The organism is Roseibium sp. (assembly GCF_039982295.1).
In the GTDB taxonomy this organism is placed as follows: Bacteria; Pseudomonadota; Alphaproteobacteria; order Rhizobiales; family Stappiaceae; genus Roseibium.
Window position 1 is genome coordinate 1 of record NZ_JBDWYP010000025.1, and the last position, 16,739, is coordinate 16,739.

General features: G+C 58.4%; 15 protein-coding genes. 12 read left to right on the plus strand and 3 right to left on the minus strand.

The genetic code is table 11. From position 1 onward, the window contains the following. From rplQ to ABJZ52_RS04165, 10 genes are all read left to right on the plus strand, one after another. Positions 1 to 308 (plus strand): 50S ribosomal protein L17 (gene rplQ / locus ABJZ52_RS04120; protein ID WP_348487690.1); only part of this gene is annotated, 308 nt, incomplete at its 5' end. Between the two features lie 193 nt (positions 309 to 501). Further along, complete coding sequence (locus ABJZ52_RS04125; protein WP_348193271.1) at positions 502 to 2,685, plus strand: methyl-accepting chemotaxis protein; 2,184 nt, start codon at positions 502 to 504, stop codon at positions 2,683 to 2,685. Between the two features lie 180 nt (positions 2,686 to 2,865). Beyond that, positions 2,866 to 4,326 (plus strand): DegQ family serine endoprotease, encoded by a 1,461-nt coding sequence (locus ABJZ52_RS04130; RefSeq protein ID WP_348193274.1) that lies wholly within the window; start codon positions 2,866 to 2,868, stop codon positions 4,324 to 4,326. Positions 4,327 to 4,343: 17 nt separating this feature from the next. After that, positions 4,344 to 5,654, plus strand: a complete 1,311-nt coding sequence (locus tag ABJZ52_RS04135; protein WP_348193277.1) for a replication-associated recombination protein A — start codon at positions 4,344 to 4,346, stop codon at positions 5,652 to 5,654. A gap of 95 nt (positions 5,655 to 5,749) precedes the next feature. Continuing rightward, a complete protein-coding gene (locus ABJZ52_RS04140; protein WP_348193280.1) occupies positions 5,750 to 8,125 on the plus strand; it encodes a patatin-like protein in 2,376 nt (791 codons plus the stop codon). A gap of 279 nt (positions 8,126 to 8,404) precedes the next feature. Continuing rightward, on the plus strand, positions 8,405 to 9,214 hold the full coding sequence (locus tag ABJZ52_RS04145; protein WP_348193283.1) for a sterol desaturase family protein: 810 nt from the start codon (positions 8,405 to 8,407) through the stop codon (positions 9,212 to 9,214). Between the two features lie 5 nt (positions 9,215 to 9,219). Then, complete coding sequence (locus ABJZ52_RS04150) at positions 9,220 to 10,002, plus strand: sterol desaturase family protein (protein ID WP_348193285.1); 783 nt, start codon at positions 9,220 to 9,222, stop codon at positions 10,000 to 10,002. Between the two features lie 61 nt (positions 10,003 to 10,063). Then, positions 10,064 to 10,870: a sterol desaturase family protein gene (locus ABJZ52_RS04155; protein WP_348193288.1), complete on the plus strand. Its 807-nt coding sequence runs from the start codon at positions 10,064 to 10,066 to the stop codon at positions 10,868 to 10,870. A gap of 57 nt (positions 10,871 to 10,927) precedes the next feature. Then, positions 10,928 to 11,311 (plus strand): fluoride efflux transporter CrcB, encoded by a 384-nt coding sequence (crcB, locus tag ABJZ52_RS04160; protein WP_348193291.1) that lies wholly within the window; start codon positions 10,928 to 10,930, stop codon positions 11,309 to 11,311. Positions 11,312 to 11,447: 136 nt separating this feature from the next. Then, entirely contained in the window at positions 11,448 to 12,473 is a 1,026-nt protein-coding gene (locus tag ABJZ52_RS04165; RefSeq protein ID WP_192107479.1) for an RluA family pseudouridine synthase, read from the plus strand. A 130-nt stretch (positions 12,474 to 12,603) separates the two neighbouring features. Here the strand turns inward: ABJZ52_RS04165 and pncA are convergent, their stop codons facing one another. Both pncA and ABJZ52_RS04175 read right to left on the minus strand, forming a co-directional pair. Then, positions 12,604 to 13,326 (minus strand): bifunctional nicotinamidase/pyrazinamidase, encoded by a 723-nt coding sequence (gene pncA / locus ABJZ52_RS04170; protein WP_348193295.1) that lies wholly within the window; start codon positions 13,324 to 13,326, stop codon positions 12,604 to 12,606. Positions 13,327 to 13,464: 138 nt separating this feature from the next. Further along, on the minus strand, positions 13,465 to 13,629 hold the full coding sequence (locus tag ABJZ52_RS04175) for a hypothetical protein (protein ID WP_348193298.1): 165 nt from the start codon (positions 13,627 to 13,629) through the stop codon (positions 13,465 to 13,467). A 29-nt stretch (positions 13,630 to 13,658) separates the two neighbouring features. On the opposite strand from ABJZ52_RS04175, the gene ABJZ52_RS04180 reads away from it, so the two are divergent. After that, positions 13,659 to 14,477 (plus strand): HAD-IA family hydrolase, encoded by an 819-nt coding sequence (locus tag ABJZ52_RS04180; protein ID WP_348193301.1) that lies wholly within the window; start codon positions 13,659 to 13,661, stop codon positions 14,475 to 14,477. Then, a complete protein-coding gene (locus ABJZ52_RS04185) occupies positions 14,477 to 15,247 on the plus strand; it encodes an ATP12 family protein (RefSeq protein ID WP_348193304.1) in 771 nt (256 codons plus the stop codon). Before ABJZ52_RS04180 ends, ABJZ52_RS04185 begins: the two co-directional genes overlap by 1 nt. A gap of 25 nt (positions 15,248 to 15,272) precedes the next feature. Here ABJZ52_RS04185 and mgtE read toward each other — a convergent pair whose 3' ends face one another. Continuing rightward, positions 15,273 to 16,694, minus strand: coding sequence for a magnesium transporter (gene mgtE / locus ABJZ52_RS04190; protein ID WP_348193307.1), 1,422 nt, complete (start codon positions 16,692 to 16,694; stop codon positions 15,273 to 15,275). Between the last annotated feature and the right edge of the window lie 45 nt (positions 16,695 to 16,739).

A 16,739-nucleotide genomic window follows, 5' to 3' on the forward strand; every position in this document is an offset into this window, starting at 1 on the left:
AGGCCAAGGAAATGAAGCCGATCATTGACAAGCTGATCACGCTTGGCAAACGCGGCGACCTGCATGCACGCCGTCAGGCCATTTCGCAGATCCGCGACGTCGCGATGGTTCGCAAGCTCTTTGATGTGCTCGGTGAGCGCTACAAGGACCGTCAGGGCGGCTACAGCCGTGTCCTGAAGGCTGGTTTCCGTTATGGCGACAATGCTCCGCTCGCAGTCATCGAGCTGGTTGACCGCGACCCTTCTGCACGTGGTGCAGAAGATCGCGCGCGCAACGAAGCAGAGCAAGTTGCAGAGAACGCTGCGTAAGAAGTGCGAGTTCTCGAATTTTGAAAGGCGGGCCTCGGCCCGCCTTTTTTGTATCTCTTCTGGTTATCGGCTCATAACCTATTGGCTGCAATCCTGAATTAGACCTCGATTGCTTTGCAATTAGCCGAAAATTAACGGCCTAGGTCGATAGTCGCACTGTCATTTTTACGCAGTGTCTCGGGGAGAGAGCGTGATGGATCGGGCCACCGATATTGTCTCGAAGAGAAAAAATCGTTTTTTAAAGTTGTCTGTCGTTGTGCCTGCCCTGATGGTCGGCGTCACGTTTGCTTCGTGCGTTGCCGTTGGGATTGGAGGTTACCTCAACGCAAGGTCAGGCCTTGAAGAGGCCGCCAACGGTGAGCTTGCGATGGTCACGAAGGCGCGCCAGGCGCTCCTCGACATGCGGCTCAAGAGCCTTTCAGGTGATTTGGGAACCACTGCATCGGGGGCAGCGACTGCGTTGGCCTTTACCGACATGAACTCGTCACTTACCAATCTCGAGAATGATCGGCCCGCCCTTGAAGCCTACTTCCAGCCGGAAGATGCTGGCGCGAATGCGCGGGCAGAGTTGACCGGCAAAGACAGCAAGACGATGTATGCCTGGCGCCACACGGACGTCCACGGCAGCTTCTACTCGTCCTGGAAGAACAACGGCTACTCCGACATCTACGCGGTCAACAAGGACGGCCTTGTTATCTATAGCGTGACTAAGGCCGGCGATTTCCTTGGCTCGGCTGTTGAGGGGCCACTTGCGGACACCGGTTTGGGCGAGGTGTTTGCGAAAGCCCTTACCGCCGAGAAGGGGCAGCAGTTCCATTCGAGTTTTGAACCTTATGCTCCGGCAGGTGGTGAACCGTCCATGTTCATTGCCGAGCCCGCCTACATCACGAACTTCTCGGGCGAAGAAATCGGCGGCGTGATCATGGTTCGCATCGGTTCCAGCTATCTGGAAGGTGTTGTGAATAACCGCGAGGGCCTCGGCGAGACAGGGCAGGTCTACATCGTGGATCAAGCCGGGACCCTGCTGACCAATCAACCGCTGGCAAGCGAGCCGACGGCGACCGTAAAGTCGGTGACGTCTGATGTGATCCTGACGGCAGCGTCCGGCCAGAATGCCTCTGGTATCATCACCGGGGCCGACGGAATTGATCGTATCACGGTCGCCGCGCCAATGACTTTCGGAAGCTCCCAATGGGCGCTCGTCGCTGAGCGTGCCGTGACCGAGGCGATGGCCAGCGTCACCGAAATGCGCAACTCGATGATCCTGTCGACGCTCATCACGGTTGGCATCTCGGCGATCATTGCCTTGCTCTTCTCACGTTCCATCACGCGGCCGCTCGGTTCGCTGGCGGGAACGCTTGAGTCTATCGCAGATGGTGATGTTTCAGCCGATATCGATGCTGCCAACCGCGGCGACGAAATCGGTGACATCGGCAGGGCAGTAGTCCGGATCCGGCAGAACTCGGTCGAGGAGCAGGAACGGCGGGCGGAAGAAGACGCTCGCACGGCTCAGTCTCAGGCTGAACAGCGTCAGCAGATGCTTGGCAATCTGGCAGCTGAATTTGAGGCTTCGGTTGGCAAGGTCGTCGACCACGTTGCCCACTCGGCAGCAACTTTGCGCGATTCTGCCAACGAGATGCGGCAGATGACAGAAAGCTCGGGTGAAACGTCTCAACGGGCTGCGCAGGTTTCCACCGAGGCGATGAATGAGGTTCAGTCCATTGCGACTGCATCCGATCAGCTTTCCAGCTCGATCCAGGAGATCTCGTCGTTGATCGAACGCTCGTCTTCCGTTGCCCAGACGGCGACGGTCCGGGCAGAATCGACCAATGGAACGGTCCGCTCGCTGGCCGAGGCCGCGAACCGGATTGGTGAAGTCATCACCTTGATCAGCGACATCGCCGATCAGACCAATCTGCTGGCGCTCAATGCCACCATCGAGGCAGCGCGTGCCGGAGAAGCAGGCAAGGGCTTTGCCGTGGTCGCTTCCGAGGTCAAGGAACTGGCCTCTCAGACGGGCAAGGCTACTGGCGAGATCCAGCAGCAGGTGGATGCAATCCGCCAGGCAACCGAAGAAGCTGTCTCGGCCATCGGCGACATTCAGGATACGATCAGCGACATTACCCAGTCGGTGACCGATGCTTCTGCCGCCGTGACCGAACAGAGCTTCGCAACACGGGGCATTGCCGAGAACACGCAGCGTGCGGCGGTCGGAACCTCGAAGGTTTCCGAGGATATCTCCAACGTCAGCGAGATTTCAGAAAAGACGAGTGACGCGGCGAATGCCTTTGCGATCTCGGTGCAGGAAATGTCCGAGCAAGCGAACAGTCTCGACCAGGAAGTTCAAAGCTTCCTCAAGCAGGTCCGCACGGCCTGAACATCCAGAACTGCGCTTCAAGATGGCCGTCGGGAAACCGGCGGCCATTTTCTTTTGCCGCGACGTTCACGGGGAGTTCACAGCTCGCAGTTCGGCTTGGCATTGCCTCAGTCTGTCCCTATCTGGCATGTATCTCAGTGATCAGTCGGCCGGAATCGGTCAGGGAAGGGACGATAGAACATGATGTTCATGAAACTCAGGCGGGAATTGCGGATTGTAGCGGGGCTCTTGCTGGGCCTTCTTGCCATTGCGAATGTGGGGGGCTCAGCAAACGCACAGGACAACACCAGTGCGGGTCTACGTCTGGTTCCCGGCTCCGCGCAGGAGATGAAGCTTTCCTTTGCCCCGATCGTCAAGGACGTCGCGCCCGCCGTCGTCAATGTCTATGCCAGCCGCAAGGTGGTGCAGCAGCGACGGGTTTCGCCTTTTTTCAATGATCCCTTCTTTCGTCGCTTCTTCGGTAACCCCGACAAGGGTCTGACGCGGCCGCAGGAGCGGGTTCAATCCTCGCTTGGCTCGGGAGTGGTCATTTCGGCCGATGGCACGGTGATCACCAATCACCATGTGATCAAGGATGCGGATGAGGTGCGTGTCGCCTTGAATGATCGGCGTGAGTTCGACGCTGAAATCGTGCTGCTGGATGAGCGCACGGATCTTGCCGTTCTCAAGATCAAGGGAGAGGGGCCGTTTGATTTCGTGCCGTTTGCCGGGTCGGACAGCCTTGAAGTAGGCGACATTGTACTTGCGATCGGCAACCCCTTCGGTGTTGGTCAGACGGTCACCCAGGGGATTGTTTCGGCGCTCGCGCGGACACAGGTCGGTGTCACGGACTATCAGTTCTTCATTCAGACAGATGCGGCGATCAACCCGGGAAACTCGGGTGGCGCGCTGGTCGACATGAACGGACAGCTCGTTGGGGTCAACACGGCGATCTTTTCACGCTCAGGCGGTTCCAACGGCATCGGCTTTGCCATTCCAGCCCACATGGTGCAGTTCGTCGCCACGGCGGCGGGTGAGGGCGGCAAGGTTCAACGTCCATGGCTTGGGGCAACCGTACAGCTGGTGAACGCGGAAATTGCAGAGGCGTTGTCGCTCGATCGTCCACGTGGTGTCATTGTCACCAACATCTATCCGGATTCTCCTGCAGATGACGCAGGGTTGCGTGTGAGCGATCTGGTGATTGCGATCGACGGCAAGGAAGTGCTTGATCCTGACAGCTTTGGCTATCGCTTTGCCACAAAGCGGCTTGGCGAGCAGGCGCGCTTCACGATCTTGCGCGGTGGTGAACAGAAGCTGATCGACATCCATCTTGCGCCTGCGCCCGAGACAACACCACGCGATACCAGGGCTCTGACCGAGTATTCGCCATTCGAGGGTGCCACCGTGATGAACCTGTCGCCTGCGGTGGCTGAGGAGATCGGTGTTGAAGGCCTGCTGGAAGGTGTCGTTATTGCCGAGATTGTCCCCAACAGCCCAGCTGCGCGTGTGGGCATGAAGGTCGGTGATATCGTTCGCGCCATCAACGACGATGAAATCGTTTCTACGAGGATGCTCGAAGGGGTCACGAAAGTGCCGCCGCGTGTCTGGCGGCTGGATATCGAACGCGATGGCAAGGTTTCCCGTATCGTGTTGAGGGGCTAAGCGCCTATAAAGTTGCCATGAGTGATTTGTTCGAAGCCTCCGGGCTGGCTGCTTCGGGGCCACGCCCGCTCGCGGATCGGTTGCGTCCGGAAAGACTTGAAGATGTTGTCGGCCAGGAGCATTTGCTTGGTCCGGAGGGAACCCTTGCGCGCATGCTCAAAACGCGCACGCTGGGGTCCCTGATTTTCTGGGGACCTCCAGGTACGGGCAAAACAACAATCGCTCGGCTTCTCGCCAATGAAACAGATCTGGCCTTCGAGCAGATTTCGGCGATTTTTTCCGGTGTTGCCGATCTGAAAAAGGTTTTTGAAGCGGCGCGCGGGCGACGGATCTCGGGCAAGGCGACGCTGCTTTTCGTCGACGAGATCCATCGCTTCAACCGCGCGCAGCAGGACAGTTTTCTTCCGGTCATGGAGGATGGCACGATCACCCTTGTCGGGGCGACGACCGAAAATCCGTCCTTTGAACTCAATGCGGCCTTGTTGTCGCGCTCTCACGTCATGACGTTTCACTCGCTCCATCTTGCTGCTCTCAGTCAATTGCTTGTGCGGGCAGAAGAGGTCGAAGACAAGCCGTTGCCGCTGGACGAAGAAGCGCGTGGTGTGTTGTTGCGCATGGCCGATGGCGACGGACGCTCGGCTCTCACGCTTGCCGAGGATGTCTGGCGGGCGGCCGGAGAGGGAGAGATCTTTGATGCCGAGCGTCTTCAGGAAATCGTGCAGCGCCGCGCACCGATCTATGACAAGGGTCAGGACGGGCACTACAATCTGATTTCAGCCCTTCATAAGTCCGTCCGTGGATCAGATCCCGATGCTGCGCTCTACTGGTTCTGCCGCATGCTGGATGGCGGTGAGGATCCTCTCTATCTTGCGCGGCGGCTGATCCGGATGGCCGTGGAGGACATCGGGCTTGCCGACCCCAATGCATTGGTTCAGGCCAATGCTGCACGAGACGCCTATCAGATGCTTGGATCACCGGAGGGAGAGCTGGCTCTAGCGCAGACTGTTGTCTATCTGGCGACCGCGCCCAAGTCGAATGGGGTCTATACGGCCTACAAGGCCGCTGTGCGCAGTGCCAAGTCGAACGGCTCGCTGTTGCCGCCCAAACACATCCTCAACGCGCCCACAAAGCTGATGAAGGCGGAAGGCTATGGGGATGGCTACCAATACGATCATGACGCGCCTGATGGCTTTTCCGGGCAGGACTACTTTCCCGAGGACATGGGCCGTCAGACTTACTACGACCCGCCAGAACGTGGCTTTGAGCGCGAGTTGCGCAAGCGGCTCGAGTATTGGTCGCGGCTGCGCAAGGAGCGGGAAGGCAACTAACCCTTCGCTTGAGCCTGCCTGAATGCATCGAAACGTTAAGGCCTTGGCGCCTAGGATAGGTGGTTGCTCATGATGCACGGGAAGGGTGCTGCACCTTGAAGGAAATCGAGCTTCGGCTTGCGCTTGTTTTTTATGGCGGGGTTTCCCTGGCCATCTACATGCATGGGGTCAGCCGCGAAGTCTTGAACCTCGTGCGTGCCTCCGCGTGTCGGAGTGAGCGTATCGGGCGCAACGGCGTCAATCCCTCCAAGGACCGCGCTTCCTCTCCCGGGGAAAGAGCCTATGAGGCCTTGCTCGATCGTTTGGGGCACACAGTTGATATCCGTGTGGTCGTGGATGCAGTTGCCGGTGCCTCCGCCGGTGGGGTGAACGGCATTATGCTCGCGCGCGCTATTGCTCATGACCTGCCTTTGGACAGCCACAGGGCCTTATGGCTTGAAAACGCAGATGTCACGCGACTCGCGCGGCCTCAGGGCGGTATCCGCCGCTATCTGAAATCCAGTATCAGTCCAGTGCTGGACCGGATGGTTTCCAGGCGCCTGAAACACGACATCAAGGATCCGGAAACCCGCGACAAGCTACGCACCCTGATGCAGTCACGCTGGTTTTCGCCGCCGTTTTCAGGAGAAAGCTACAGCGGCTGGATGCTCGATGCCTGCAATCAGATGGATGAAGACTTCCGTGAGGGCGCGACCCTCATTCCAAGAGGGCAGGCACTCGATCTCTTTGTCACGCTGACGGACTACGAAGGGCAGGTGCGCCGGATACACATAGATGATCCGGCCTTTGTTGAGGAATTGGACCACCGAAGAGTTCTCAACTTCCGCGCAAAGCACCGGGTGCCGAGCCATCTGCAGAGCGAGTTTGGGCCCGACAGTGTTGCGGAACTGGTCTTTGCGGCAAGGGCAACCTCGTCTTTTCCGGGGGCATTCCCGCCAGCCACAATTGCCGAAATGGACCGGGTTCTGAAACAGCGCGGCGAGCCGTGGCCCAATCGCGATCGTTTCCTGAGCAGGTCGCTGGAACTTCACGGAGAAGGGGCAGGGAGGCGCTGTTTCGTTGATGGCAGCGTGGTCATGAACAAACCCTTCTCACCAGTGATTGACGTCATTCGCCAGCGTCCGGCTGCGCGGGAAGTGGCACGGCGCCTCGTTTATGTGGATCCGGTCCCGAATATGCGAGATGGGGATGACGCCGAGAGGCAGCCGTTGCCCGGTTTCCTGAAGGTCATCCTGGCGTCTCTTGCGCATATTCCACGTAATGAACCGATCGGCGATGATCTGAGAGACATCGAGGCGCGCAACCGGCGCGGACAATGGCTCTCGCAAACGATTGCCGCTGCGGATCCTGTGGTCGAAGCGGCTGTTCGCAAAATCCTGCCGCGACGGGGAACGTTGAAGGCGGAAGCCCTGACGCGGTATCGTGCAGCGGCCAATGAGGCAGCACATGGTCAGGCCGGCTATGCCTTCCTCAACTACGAGTCTCTCAAGCTTCATGCGGTCGGCGAGAAGATCGCCCAACTGATATCGGAGCTCGCAAAAGCGCGCGGGCGTGAAGCGCGTCCTGAGTTGCTGCTTGGCTGGATTACAGATCACCTGGGGCGGCTTGCCAAGGACTTCAGCAACGGACCGCCCAAACCCCAGGACGGTGTGGTCCAATTCCTGCGCGGGCTTGACGTGGACTACCGGATCAGGCGGCTTCGCTTTGCGATCCGGAAGCTGAACAGCCTCTATCATCGCGCTGGTGAGGGCAAGAATGCCATCAATCCTGACCATCTGGACCGGATCAAGAGCCTGCTCCATGAGCAGATTGATCATCTGGGCCGGCGCTGGGAAGTCGACTTTTTTGGTCTTCAAAGCCAGCAGACATCCGAAATCCTGGCAGAGAAACTGATCCGGCAGGCGACGGATGGAGATTGCGGCGGGTATGATGAGGTGCTGTCGGAGGCTCTTGATCAGTTCAGCGCTTTGATGGGTCTTCAGGACCTGGACAGGTTGCAGGACGAATTGTTCGCGGCCACGGCAGGAGCGCTTCTGCCTGTTGAGGTTCACCGCGAGCTTTTGGGTGCCTACGTGGGCTTTGCGTTCTATGATCTGGTGACGTTCCCGGTGCTGCAAAGCAACGACTTTTCGGAGATCAGCGAGACACTTGTCGCCCGGATCAGTCCCAAAGACACCAGTCGCCTGAATGAGGACAATTTTCAGCTCAAGGGCGTGGCGTTGAACCTGTTCGGCGCTTTTTTCAACCGCAGCTGGCGGGAGCACGATTATCTATGGGGGCGGCTCAATGCAGCGGAGCGGCTGGTGGGGATCGTCCTGTCAGCGTCCGATGGCGAACCGCTTTCGGATGCCGAACTTGCGCGCATGCACCGCGATCTCTTTCTTTCGATTCTGGAAGAAGAGGAACGTGAGCTGACAGCAGATCCGGCCTTCATCAGTGCTTTGAAGGCTAAAGTGGGCGAGTTGGCATGATGCCGGATGAAAGCCGACGGTTTTGATCCGCAGGCTGCGAGGTTGTCATGGTGCGGCCAAAATTTCGAAGCCCCCTGCGTTTCCGTGCCATTTGCGTTGGTCTTAGGAACATCATCCGTGTCCGGGCCAGGGGAGGCGTGCGGCTTTTTGACCGGCTCGGGAAAACCACGCATGCAAGCGCACAGGCTTTCCATAAAATGGAGAATGTGATTTTCTGACCCTCGTTTTCAGGTATACCCTGCAAAAGCTCGATGACGGGCGGGAACGGACTGTAGATCCATGAACTTGTTTGCCAGCTATTTCGGAACGGGCCTCGCGGGGTTCGTGGCCCTTTTCATATGTCTCTATCTCATGAGCCTGGTGCTTCTGTTTTCGACAGGCCTTGTCATGACAGAGCTGAACAAACGGCATCCGGAACGCAGGATCCAGAAACGCCAGCCGACCCATGAGGCTCTTCGGGACATCAAGTCGTCCCTGAAACAGCTTTCCATCACCAGCGCTTGCCTCAGCATTGGTCTCTTCGCCCAGATGAAGGGCTGGACCCTGTTTGCGCCGGTTGCGCTTTCCTGGTGGTCAGTGCCGCTTTTTTTCGTCATTTCGCTGATGCTTCATGACACCTGGTTCTACTGGGGTCACCGCATCCTGCACACGAAGATGTTCTACCGGTTCCACAAGCCGCATCACATGACGGTTACGCCAACGGTCTGGTCCAATGATGCGGGCTCCAGCGTCGATACGCTGTTCGCCCACACCTATTATGCGCTCGTCTTGTTCGTCGTGCCGATCCCGCCTCTGGTTTTCCTCGGGCACCGGATCTTTGATCAGGTTTCGGCGGCTATCGGACACTGTGGCTTCGAGCATTTCGCAAGTCCTACCGCACGCAAGCCCTGGCCGATGCTCTGCACGCTCTACCACGATCAGCACCACCAGTATTTCGTCTATAACTATGCCAATTACTTCTCGTTCTGGGATCGGCTCTGCGGAACCATTCATCCGACGTATGACGACAAGGTTCACGGCTTTGAAGAGGTCTACGCGTCCCAACGCACCGGCGGCCAGGCAGTGGCTGGGACATCGGACAAGGATTGAACCAGATGCAGCTGCTTCTCGAGTATCTGTTCATTTTCGCCGTGATCTATGCGGCCATGATCCTCGTCTATTTTGCCACCGGGCTGACGGTCACCTGGATCAACAACAAGCATTCTGATCGCAGGATCCAGAAGCACCGCGATGGTTCCAAGCGCATGTGGCTTGAGATCCGCGCCTCCATGCATGCCTTGGCGACCTCTTCGGTTTTGCTGTCGACCGGCTATTTTGCGCAAACTCAGGGCTGGATCCTGTTTTCGCCGCTGTCGCTTTCCTGGTGGTCGTTCCCTCTGATGTTCGCGGTCTGCTTTGTCCTGTTTGACGCCTGGTTCTATTGGGGGCACCGGATCCTGCATTTGCCGGCTTTCTACAAATGGCACGTGCCGCATCACAAATCGGTTGCACCGACGGTCTGGAGCAACGACAGCTCGACCACGATCGACACGTTGATCGAGCATGGCTTCTACCTGGTCGTCTGGTTTGTGCTTCCGGTGCCGGCGCTGTCGGTTTTTGCCCTTCGGCTTTTTGACCAGATTTCGGGCATGGTCGGGCATTCCGGGTTCGAATATTTCGCGTCGCGCTCGTCGCGTTTTCCCTCGCCCCTGATCTGTACGACCTTTCACGATCTGCATCACTCGCAGTTCCACTATAACTACGGGAACTTCTTTTCGTTTTGGGATCGCGCGATGGGAACAGTTCATCCAAAATACGATGCGCTGGTTCAGGAAATGGAAGTGACAGGTGCCGTTCCTGACACAAAGGCCGCGCGGGTCAAAAACAGCACGGCTTGACCGGCAACTGGCCGCGGATGCGGTGAATTGTGAAGCAGGCTAAAACAAGCGGGACCCGGAAGTGGGTTCGAACACAGGTTCAGACATGTTGCAGCAGTTGATTGATGTCCTTCTCGAATTCCTGCCGATCTATGCGGCGGTCTATGGCATCAACGTGTTTCTCTACTTCGCGACGGGCTGGGTGCTGGTGCAGATTCAGAACCGGCATCCTGAGCGCCGCATTCAGGCCAACCGTCGCGGCGAGAAGCGCATGTGGAAAGAAATCCGCCAAAGCGTATACTCGCTGACGGTGACCGCGGGCTGTCTTGCTGGCGGTATCTTCCTGTCGCTGAAGGGCTGGACGCTCGTCTCGCCGCTGCCGCTGACCTGGTGGTCCGCGATCCTGATGTTCGTGGTTTCGGTCATTGCCTATGATACCTGGTTCTACTGGGCTCACCGGCTCATGCACACGAAGCTGCTCTACCGTTTTCACGCAGAGCATCATCGCTCGGTCGCGCCGACCGTCTGGAGCACATACTCCGACGACCTTGTCGATGCATTCGTCATGCAGAGCTACTACCTGTTCGCCATGGTCATTCTGCCGATCCCGGTGTTGGTGCTGATCGCACATCGACTGTGGGATCATTTCAACGGCACCATTGGTCATTCCGGGTTCGAGTTCTATGCCTCGCCCTTGTCGCGGATGCCGTCGCCCATGGTTTGCGTAACTTTCCATGACCAGCACCATTCCCGCTTCCGCTACAACTATGCCAATTTCTTTTCGTTCTGGGATCGCGTCTGTGGCACCATCGATCCGAAATACGATAGCCAGGTCAAAGTCTTTGAGGATATGGGGCAGGAAGGCGAGAAGCCGGCGGCTGCCGAATAGGGTGACGTCTGCTAGAGCCGAAAACCACGTGCAACGACTGGAGGCTGGAGCGATAGCATGACCCATTTCATTCTGGTCGCTATCGGTGGTGGTCTTGGGGCGGGGCTGCGTCACCTTGTTGGACTGTGGACGCTGCGGGCCTTTGGCAGCGGGTTTCCCTATGGGACGTTGACGGTCAATGTGGTCGGATCGCTGGTCATGGGGCTCTTCATCGGATGGCTGGTGCGTCATGAGGCGACCGGGCTGCAAAGTGTTCGCTACTTTGTTGCGACCGGCGTCCTGGGTGGCTTCACAACCTTTTCGGCATTTTCCCTGGATGTTGCTGTCATGTGGGAGCGTGGAGATACAACATCTGCGCTGGTTTATGTTGCCCTGTCGGTGACCATCTCGCTTGCCGCGGTTTTCACGGGTCTTTATCTGATGCGTCAACTGGGCTCTTGAGCCCCGGGGCAGGGGTCAGAAAGGGACAGGGGGTTTCAAAATCCCGCATTTGCGCCTATACGCGGGGCAAGTGATTGTCGGCGCTGGGCCGACCTTGAGAAAGACGCGGGCGGCAAGCACGCGCAAAGAGATCCGAATGTCCGCTATCGAACAGAAACAAGTGACCGCCGATGAGGCGGGCATGCGCCTCGACCGCTGGTTCAAGGTCCACTATCCCGGACTGGGGTTTGGACGGCTGCAGAAGCTTCTGCGCACCGGCCAGGTGCGTCTCGACGGCAAGCGCGCGGAGAGCTCCACTCGCATCGCCAAGGGGCAGACGGTCCGCATCCCGCCGCTGGGGGTTGAGCTTCCGGCCGATGACAAGAAAAACGCCCGGCCGAAATCGACCAAGCTGATCGAAGATGACCGCAAGGCCATCGAGGATATGATGCTGTTCGAGGACAGCCATGTGATGGTTTTGAACAAGCCCGCCGGGCTTGCGGTGCAGGGCGGTTCCGGTCTGAAGCGCCATCTGGATGGCATGCTGGAGGCATTCGCTGACAAGAAGGGTGACAAGCCTCGGCTTGTGCACCGGCTGGACCGTGAAACCTCTGGCATCATCCTGGTCGCCAAGACCCGCAAGGCGGCGCAGGAATTGACCAAGGCATTTCGCCATCGCAACACGCAAAAGGTCTATTGGGCGATGCTGGCAGGCGTTCCCAAACCCAAGCAGGGCAGGATTTCGACATTCCTGGCGCGTGACGAGGAAGAAGAGCGGATGCAGGTCGTCCGCCAGGGGAAGGATGACGCCCAGCATGCGGTGTCGCTCTACTCGGTCTTTGAGCAATCCGCGCAAAAACTGTCATGGGTGACCATGAAACCGATCACGGGGCGGACGCATCAGCTGCGTGCTCATGCAGCCCACATCGGAAATCCGATCATCGGTGATGACAAGTATTTCAACATCGAGAATTGGGAATTGCCGGGAGGCATTCAGAACCGGCTGCATCTGCTGGCGCGCCGGATCCGGATCCCGCATCCGTCCGGTCACGGTGTGATCGATGTGTCTGCGCCGCTGCCGCCGCATATGCAGCAGACGTGGAATCTTCTCGGCTTCGACGCGACCGAATACGATCCGGACGTGGATGATCCAAACGAGGAAGAGCTCAACAAGAAGCGCTGAAACACGATTCTTGTGAATGGCTTGCGCTGTTTTTTTGAGGTTTTGAGTCATGCGCCCTTAAGGCGCTGAGGATGTAGAAAGAGCAGGCAGCGGCCTGCTCTTTTTGATTTTGAAGGTGCGTTGTGCCTTGTCAGGCGAAATCGTCGGACTGAATGCGGCCAATGCCTGCTTTTTTCATGTCCGCCCATGCTGCTGCGACTGACCCGTTCAGGTCGATGCCGCGGCTGGCGTCCTCAATGACGGAGACGTTGAATTCGGAGATCGTCGCGTCGATCGCCGACCAGGCAACACAGAAGTCGGTTGCCAGGCCGCAGACGTAGACGTCAGAAATTCCGCGTTCTTTCAGGTAGCCTGTCAGGCCCGTCATGGTTTTCTTGTCGGCTTCGCGGAATGCGGAATAGCTGTCGACGGCGCTGTTCCAGCCCTTGCGGATGATCAGCTGTGCATGAGGAATGTCCAGCCCTGGCGCAAGTTCAGCGTCTTGCGTGCCCTGAATGCAATGATCTGGCCACAGAACCTGCGTGCCGTAGTCCATTTCGACCGTTTCGAACGGGGCCTTGCCGTCATGGCTTGACGCAAAGGATGAGTGACCTGCCGGGTGCCAGTCCTGCGTCATCACGACGTTTTGGAACTTCTTGCTGAGCTCATTGATCACGGGGACCACCTGGTCACCATCCTTGACCGGCAAAGTTCCCGTCGGCAGGAAGCAGTTTTGAACATCAATGACGAGCAGAACCGAATTCTTGCCTGGCTTGATTGAACCGGCGGCCAGTGCATTCGAAAGAGGGGTCACGGATGCAACGGCAGCGGCGCTGCCCAATGTCTTGAGAAGGGATCGGCGGGATAGGGTCAATGGTAGCTCCTCACTGGCTTTCCGTTTGTATGCTAACGAAAAATCTAGAAGCTGATCATAAAGCAGGCAAGCGCTTTTATTAGGCGGTTTGTGGCCAATCCCTATGCAAGGGTTGAACGGCTCCGGAGTTGCATCCTGTCATTCGAAAAGCGCGATCAGACCGATCGCTGCAGCGAGGAAAATCAGCCCCCCGGCAGCAAGTTTCCACGCGTCGGATCGTTTCTTGAGACCTGGCCATCCCAGTGGCTTGATCACCTGGATCACCGCGAGGATGGTAAGAAAGACCATGAGGATTTTGGTCACAGGTTCTCCGCGGGCTCTGGTTCAGGACAATGGCTTCCTGCATAGAACGGTGGAGCCGGGAAGTCGAGCGGGTAGGGCAGGCCGTACAGTTCGCGGGGACGGCTCTTGACCGGTTGGCAAAAACCCGCCACATGCGGGTCTCAAGAAACAGGGACTTTGGATCGCGCATGTATCTGGTCATTTTTGACTGCGACGGCACGCTGATAGACAGTCAGGACACAATTTTTCACGGGCTTTCCGTTGGCTATGAGGCGGTCGGACTGCCGATGCCGGATCGACGAACGGCGCTCTCCATCGTCGGGCTGTCGCTGGAGACTGCTTTCTTGCAGCTTGTGGGTGCCGAAAATACCCATCTTGTGCCCGAGATGGCGACTGCCTATCGCAATTCGAAAATCTCCCGTCGCAAGTTGGGGCTTGATCTCGATCCTCTCTACCCCGGAACGCGCGAGGTGCTCGACCGGCTGGGGGCACGCGACGACGTTCTTCTTGGAGTTGCGACCGGTAAAGCGCGGCGCGGCGTGGATCACATGGTCGACGTGCATGACCTCGACGGACGCTTCGTGACGGTACAGACCGCTGACACATCACCATCCAAGCCTCATCCGGACATGGTTCTTCGAGCGATGTCGGAGACCGGCGCTGACCCGCTGCGCACGGCAATGATCGGCGATACCAGTTTCGACATGGAGATGGCGCGTGCAGCAGGCGCCCATGCGGTTGGCGTGACCTGGGGTTATCACGACCGCGACAGGCTGGCGGCTGGTGGCGCCCATGTGACTATCGACCATTTCAACGAACTTTATGATGCGCTGGATGCGCGTCTTGCTTTTGACAGGGAACCTGCGTGATGCGTGATTATCTTGAGACGCTGGAAGAAGATGCTGCAAAGGATCCCGAGCAACGCGCGCGTGAACTCTCCAAGCGTGAACTGCCCAAACGCTTCTACAAGGAAGCGACCCACGCACCGATTGAGGGTGGATTTGCCATTCATCTCGACGGTCGACCGGTCAAGACACCCGGCAAGGCGACGCTCACACTGCCGGGTGAAACACTCGCCAAGGCCGTTGCAGCTGAATGGGACGCCCAGGAAAAGGTCATCAACCCGGGCGCCATGCCGCTGACACGGATTGCAAACTCCGCGCAGGACGCCGTGTCCGTGCGCTTTGCGGAGGTGGCCGATGAGATTACCCGTTTCTGCGGCACCGATGCGCTGTGTTACCGGGCCAATGATCCCGAAATCCTGGTCGAACAGCAGACCAGGCTCTGGGATCCGGTTCTGGGCTGGGCGGAAAGCCTGCTTGGTGGACGCTTCGTGCTGGTCGCAGGACTGATCCATCAGGAGCAGCCGGAGGCTCTGCTCGCAGCTTACCGGGCCAGGCTGGAAGGCTGGACGCCTATGCGTCTGGCTGCGCTCCACACGGCGACCTCGCTCTCCGGATCTGCGGTTCTCGCGCTGGCGTTGGCCGAGGGGCACCTGTCTGCTGACGATGCCTGGACGGCGGCTCATGTCGAAGAGGACTTCAACATTGAACGCTGGGGCGAAGATGCCCAGGCCACGCAGATCCGAGCCTACAAGCGGACCGAGTTTGAAGCCGCTGCGCTGATCCTGGAGAACTGAGCTTGTCGGTCTGTCCGGCCTGGCATCAGCCCAGATAGAACGCAGTTGCCATCAGGAAGAAGACGAGAACGCCGAGGACATCGTTTGACGATGTGATGAAGACGCCGGTCGCCATGGCCGGATCGATGCCGAGCTTGTCGAGCACGATCGGTATGGTCGCGCCGACCATGGCCGCAATTGTCGTGACGCACAGGAGCGACAGGGAGGTTGCCAGCGCGAGGTGGGCCGGGTCGGCAATCGGAATGATCAGTGAGGCCAGCATGGTCAAGCCGGCGAGAATGCAGCCGGCCACCGCGCCATTGAAGAGGGCTGCGAGAAATTCCTTGAACAGCCGGTAGCCGATTTCACCGGACCATAGGGTGCCTGTGGCAAGGCCTTGAACGGCCACAGCAGATGCCTGAAGTCCGGCATTTCCGGCCATTGACATGGTGACCGGAATGAATGCGGCCAAAATCGCCGCCTTGGCAAGTTGATCCTCGAAAGATCCGACCACCGACGCCGCGATGCTCGCGCCGATCAGGCCGGCAAGCAACCAGGGCAGGCGGCCTCGAACGATCCGCAGGACGGTGTCGTCGGCTTTGGCTTCAGAGGAAACGCCGCTCATCAGAAGCATGTCTTCCGTGGCCTCTTCGGAGGCAATGCGCGTCAGCTGTTTGGGTGTGACGCGGCCAATCAAATGGCCGTCTCCGTCGATCACGGGAACGGTGCGCATGTCCCTCTTGCGCGCGAGCCGCAGCACCTCTTCCTGATCGGTATCTGCTGAAACGGCGATGAAATCCCTGTTCATGATGTCGCCGAGCGTCGTGCCTTGGCGTGCAAGCAACAGTTTGCCCAATTCGACTGTGCCAACGAGCCGGCTGCTTTCATCCAGGACATAGACGGTGAAAACCTTGCGGATCCGGTCGGCATCTGCGCGGATCTGGCTGACCGCCTCATCGATGGTCAAGGTCGCGGGCAGGGCGACGAACTTGCGCGCCATGATGCGCCCGGCGCTGTCGTCTGCATAGGACCGACGCGAAGCAATGTCCTCGACGTCGGGAAGTCGCTGGGCAAGCGCTTCAGCCATGTCGTCGGGAAAGTCGTTGAGCATCTCCGTGGCATCTTCGGGATCGAGGCCGGCGAGAATGTCTCGGAACTGCTCAAGGGTGGATTCTTCCATCAGGACGGTGCGAAATTCGGGCCGGAGCTCGGCGATGACCTTGATGGAGGGGTTGGCAGGCAACCACTGGAAGAGCTTGCGAGCTTGTTTGAGCCGCAGACGTACCAGCATCTGCATGACGTCGACCGGGTCCCAGCGCTTCAACAGATCGACGAGCGGTCCGCGTTCGCCAGAACGGATCATCTGGCGCACGAGCCGCAGGGTCTCATCGTTGACGTCAAGAGGTTCGCTGGCTGGCTCCCGGTGCCAGGTCAGGTGTTCTGCCTCGTCGATGCTGTTCGCACTCATTCACTGCAACTCCTAAATCCCAAGTGCTTTTACGGCAAAGGGATG

Coding starts and splice junctions, on each gene's coding strand:
- ABJZ52_RS04180 (WP_348193301.1), top strand. CDS start 13,659: ATGGCTTCCTGCATAGAACGGTGGAGCCGGGAAGTCGAGCGGGTAGGG.
- mgtE (WP_348193307.1), bottom strand. CDS start 16,694: ATGAGTGCGAACAGCATCGACGAGGCAGAACACCTGACCTGGCACCGG.
- ABJZ52_RS04130 (WP_348193274.1), top strand. CDS start 2,866: ATGATGTTCATGAAACTCAGGCGGGAATTGCGGATTGTAGCGGGGCTC.
- ABJZ52_RS04125 (WP_348193271.1), top strand. CDS start 502: ATGGATCGGGCCACCGATATTGTCTCGAAGAGAAAAAATCGTTTTTTA.
- ABJZ52_RS04165 (WP_192107479.1), top strand. CDS start 11,448: ATGTCCGCTATCGAACAGAAACAAGTGACCGCCGATGAGGCGGGCATG.
- ABJZ52_RS04185 (WP_348193304.1), top strand. CDS start 14,477: ATGCGTGATTATCTTGAGACGCTGGAAGAAGATGCTGCAAAGGATCCC.
- ABJZ52_RS04150 (WP_348193285.1), top strand. CDS start 9,220: ATGCAGCTGCTTCTCGAGTATCTGTTCATTTTCGCCGTGATCTATGCG.
- ABJZ52_RS04145 (WP_348193283.1), top strand. CDS start 8,405: ATGAACTTGTTTGCCAGCTATTTCGGAACGGGCCTCGCGGGGTTCGTG.
- ABJZ52_RS04135 (WP_348193277.1), top strand. CDS start 4,344: ATGAGTGATTTGTTCGAAGCCTCCGGGCTGGCTGCTTCGGGGCCACGC.
- crcB (WP_348193291.1), top strand. CDS start 10,928: ATGACCCATTTCATTCTGGTCGCTATCGGTGGTGGTCTTGGGGCGGGG.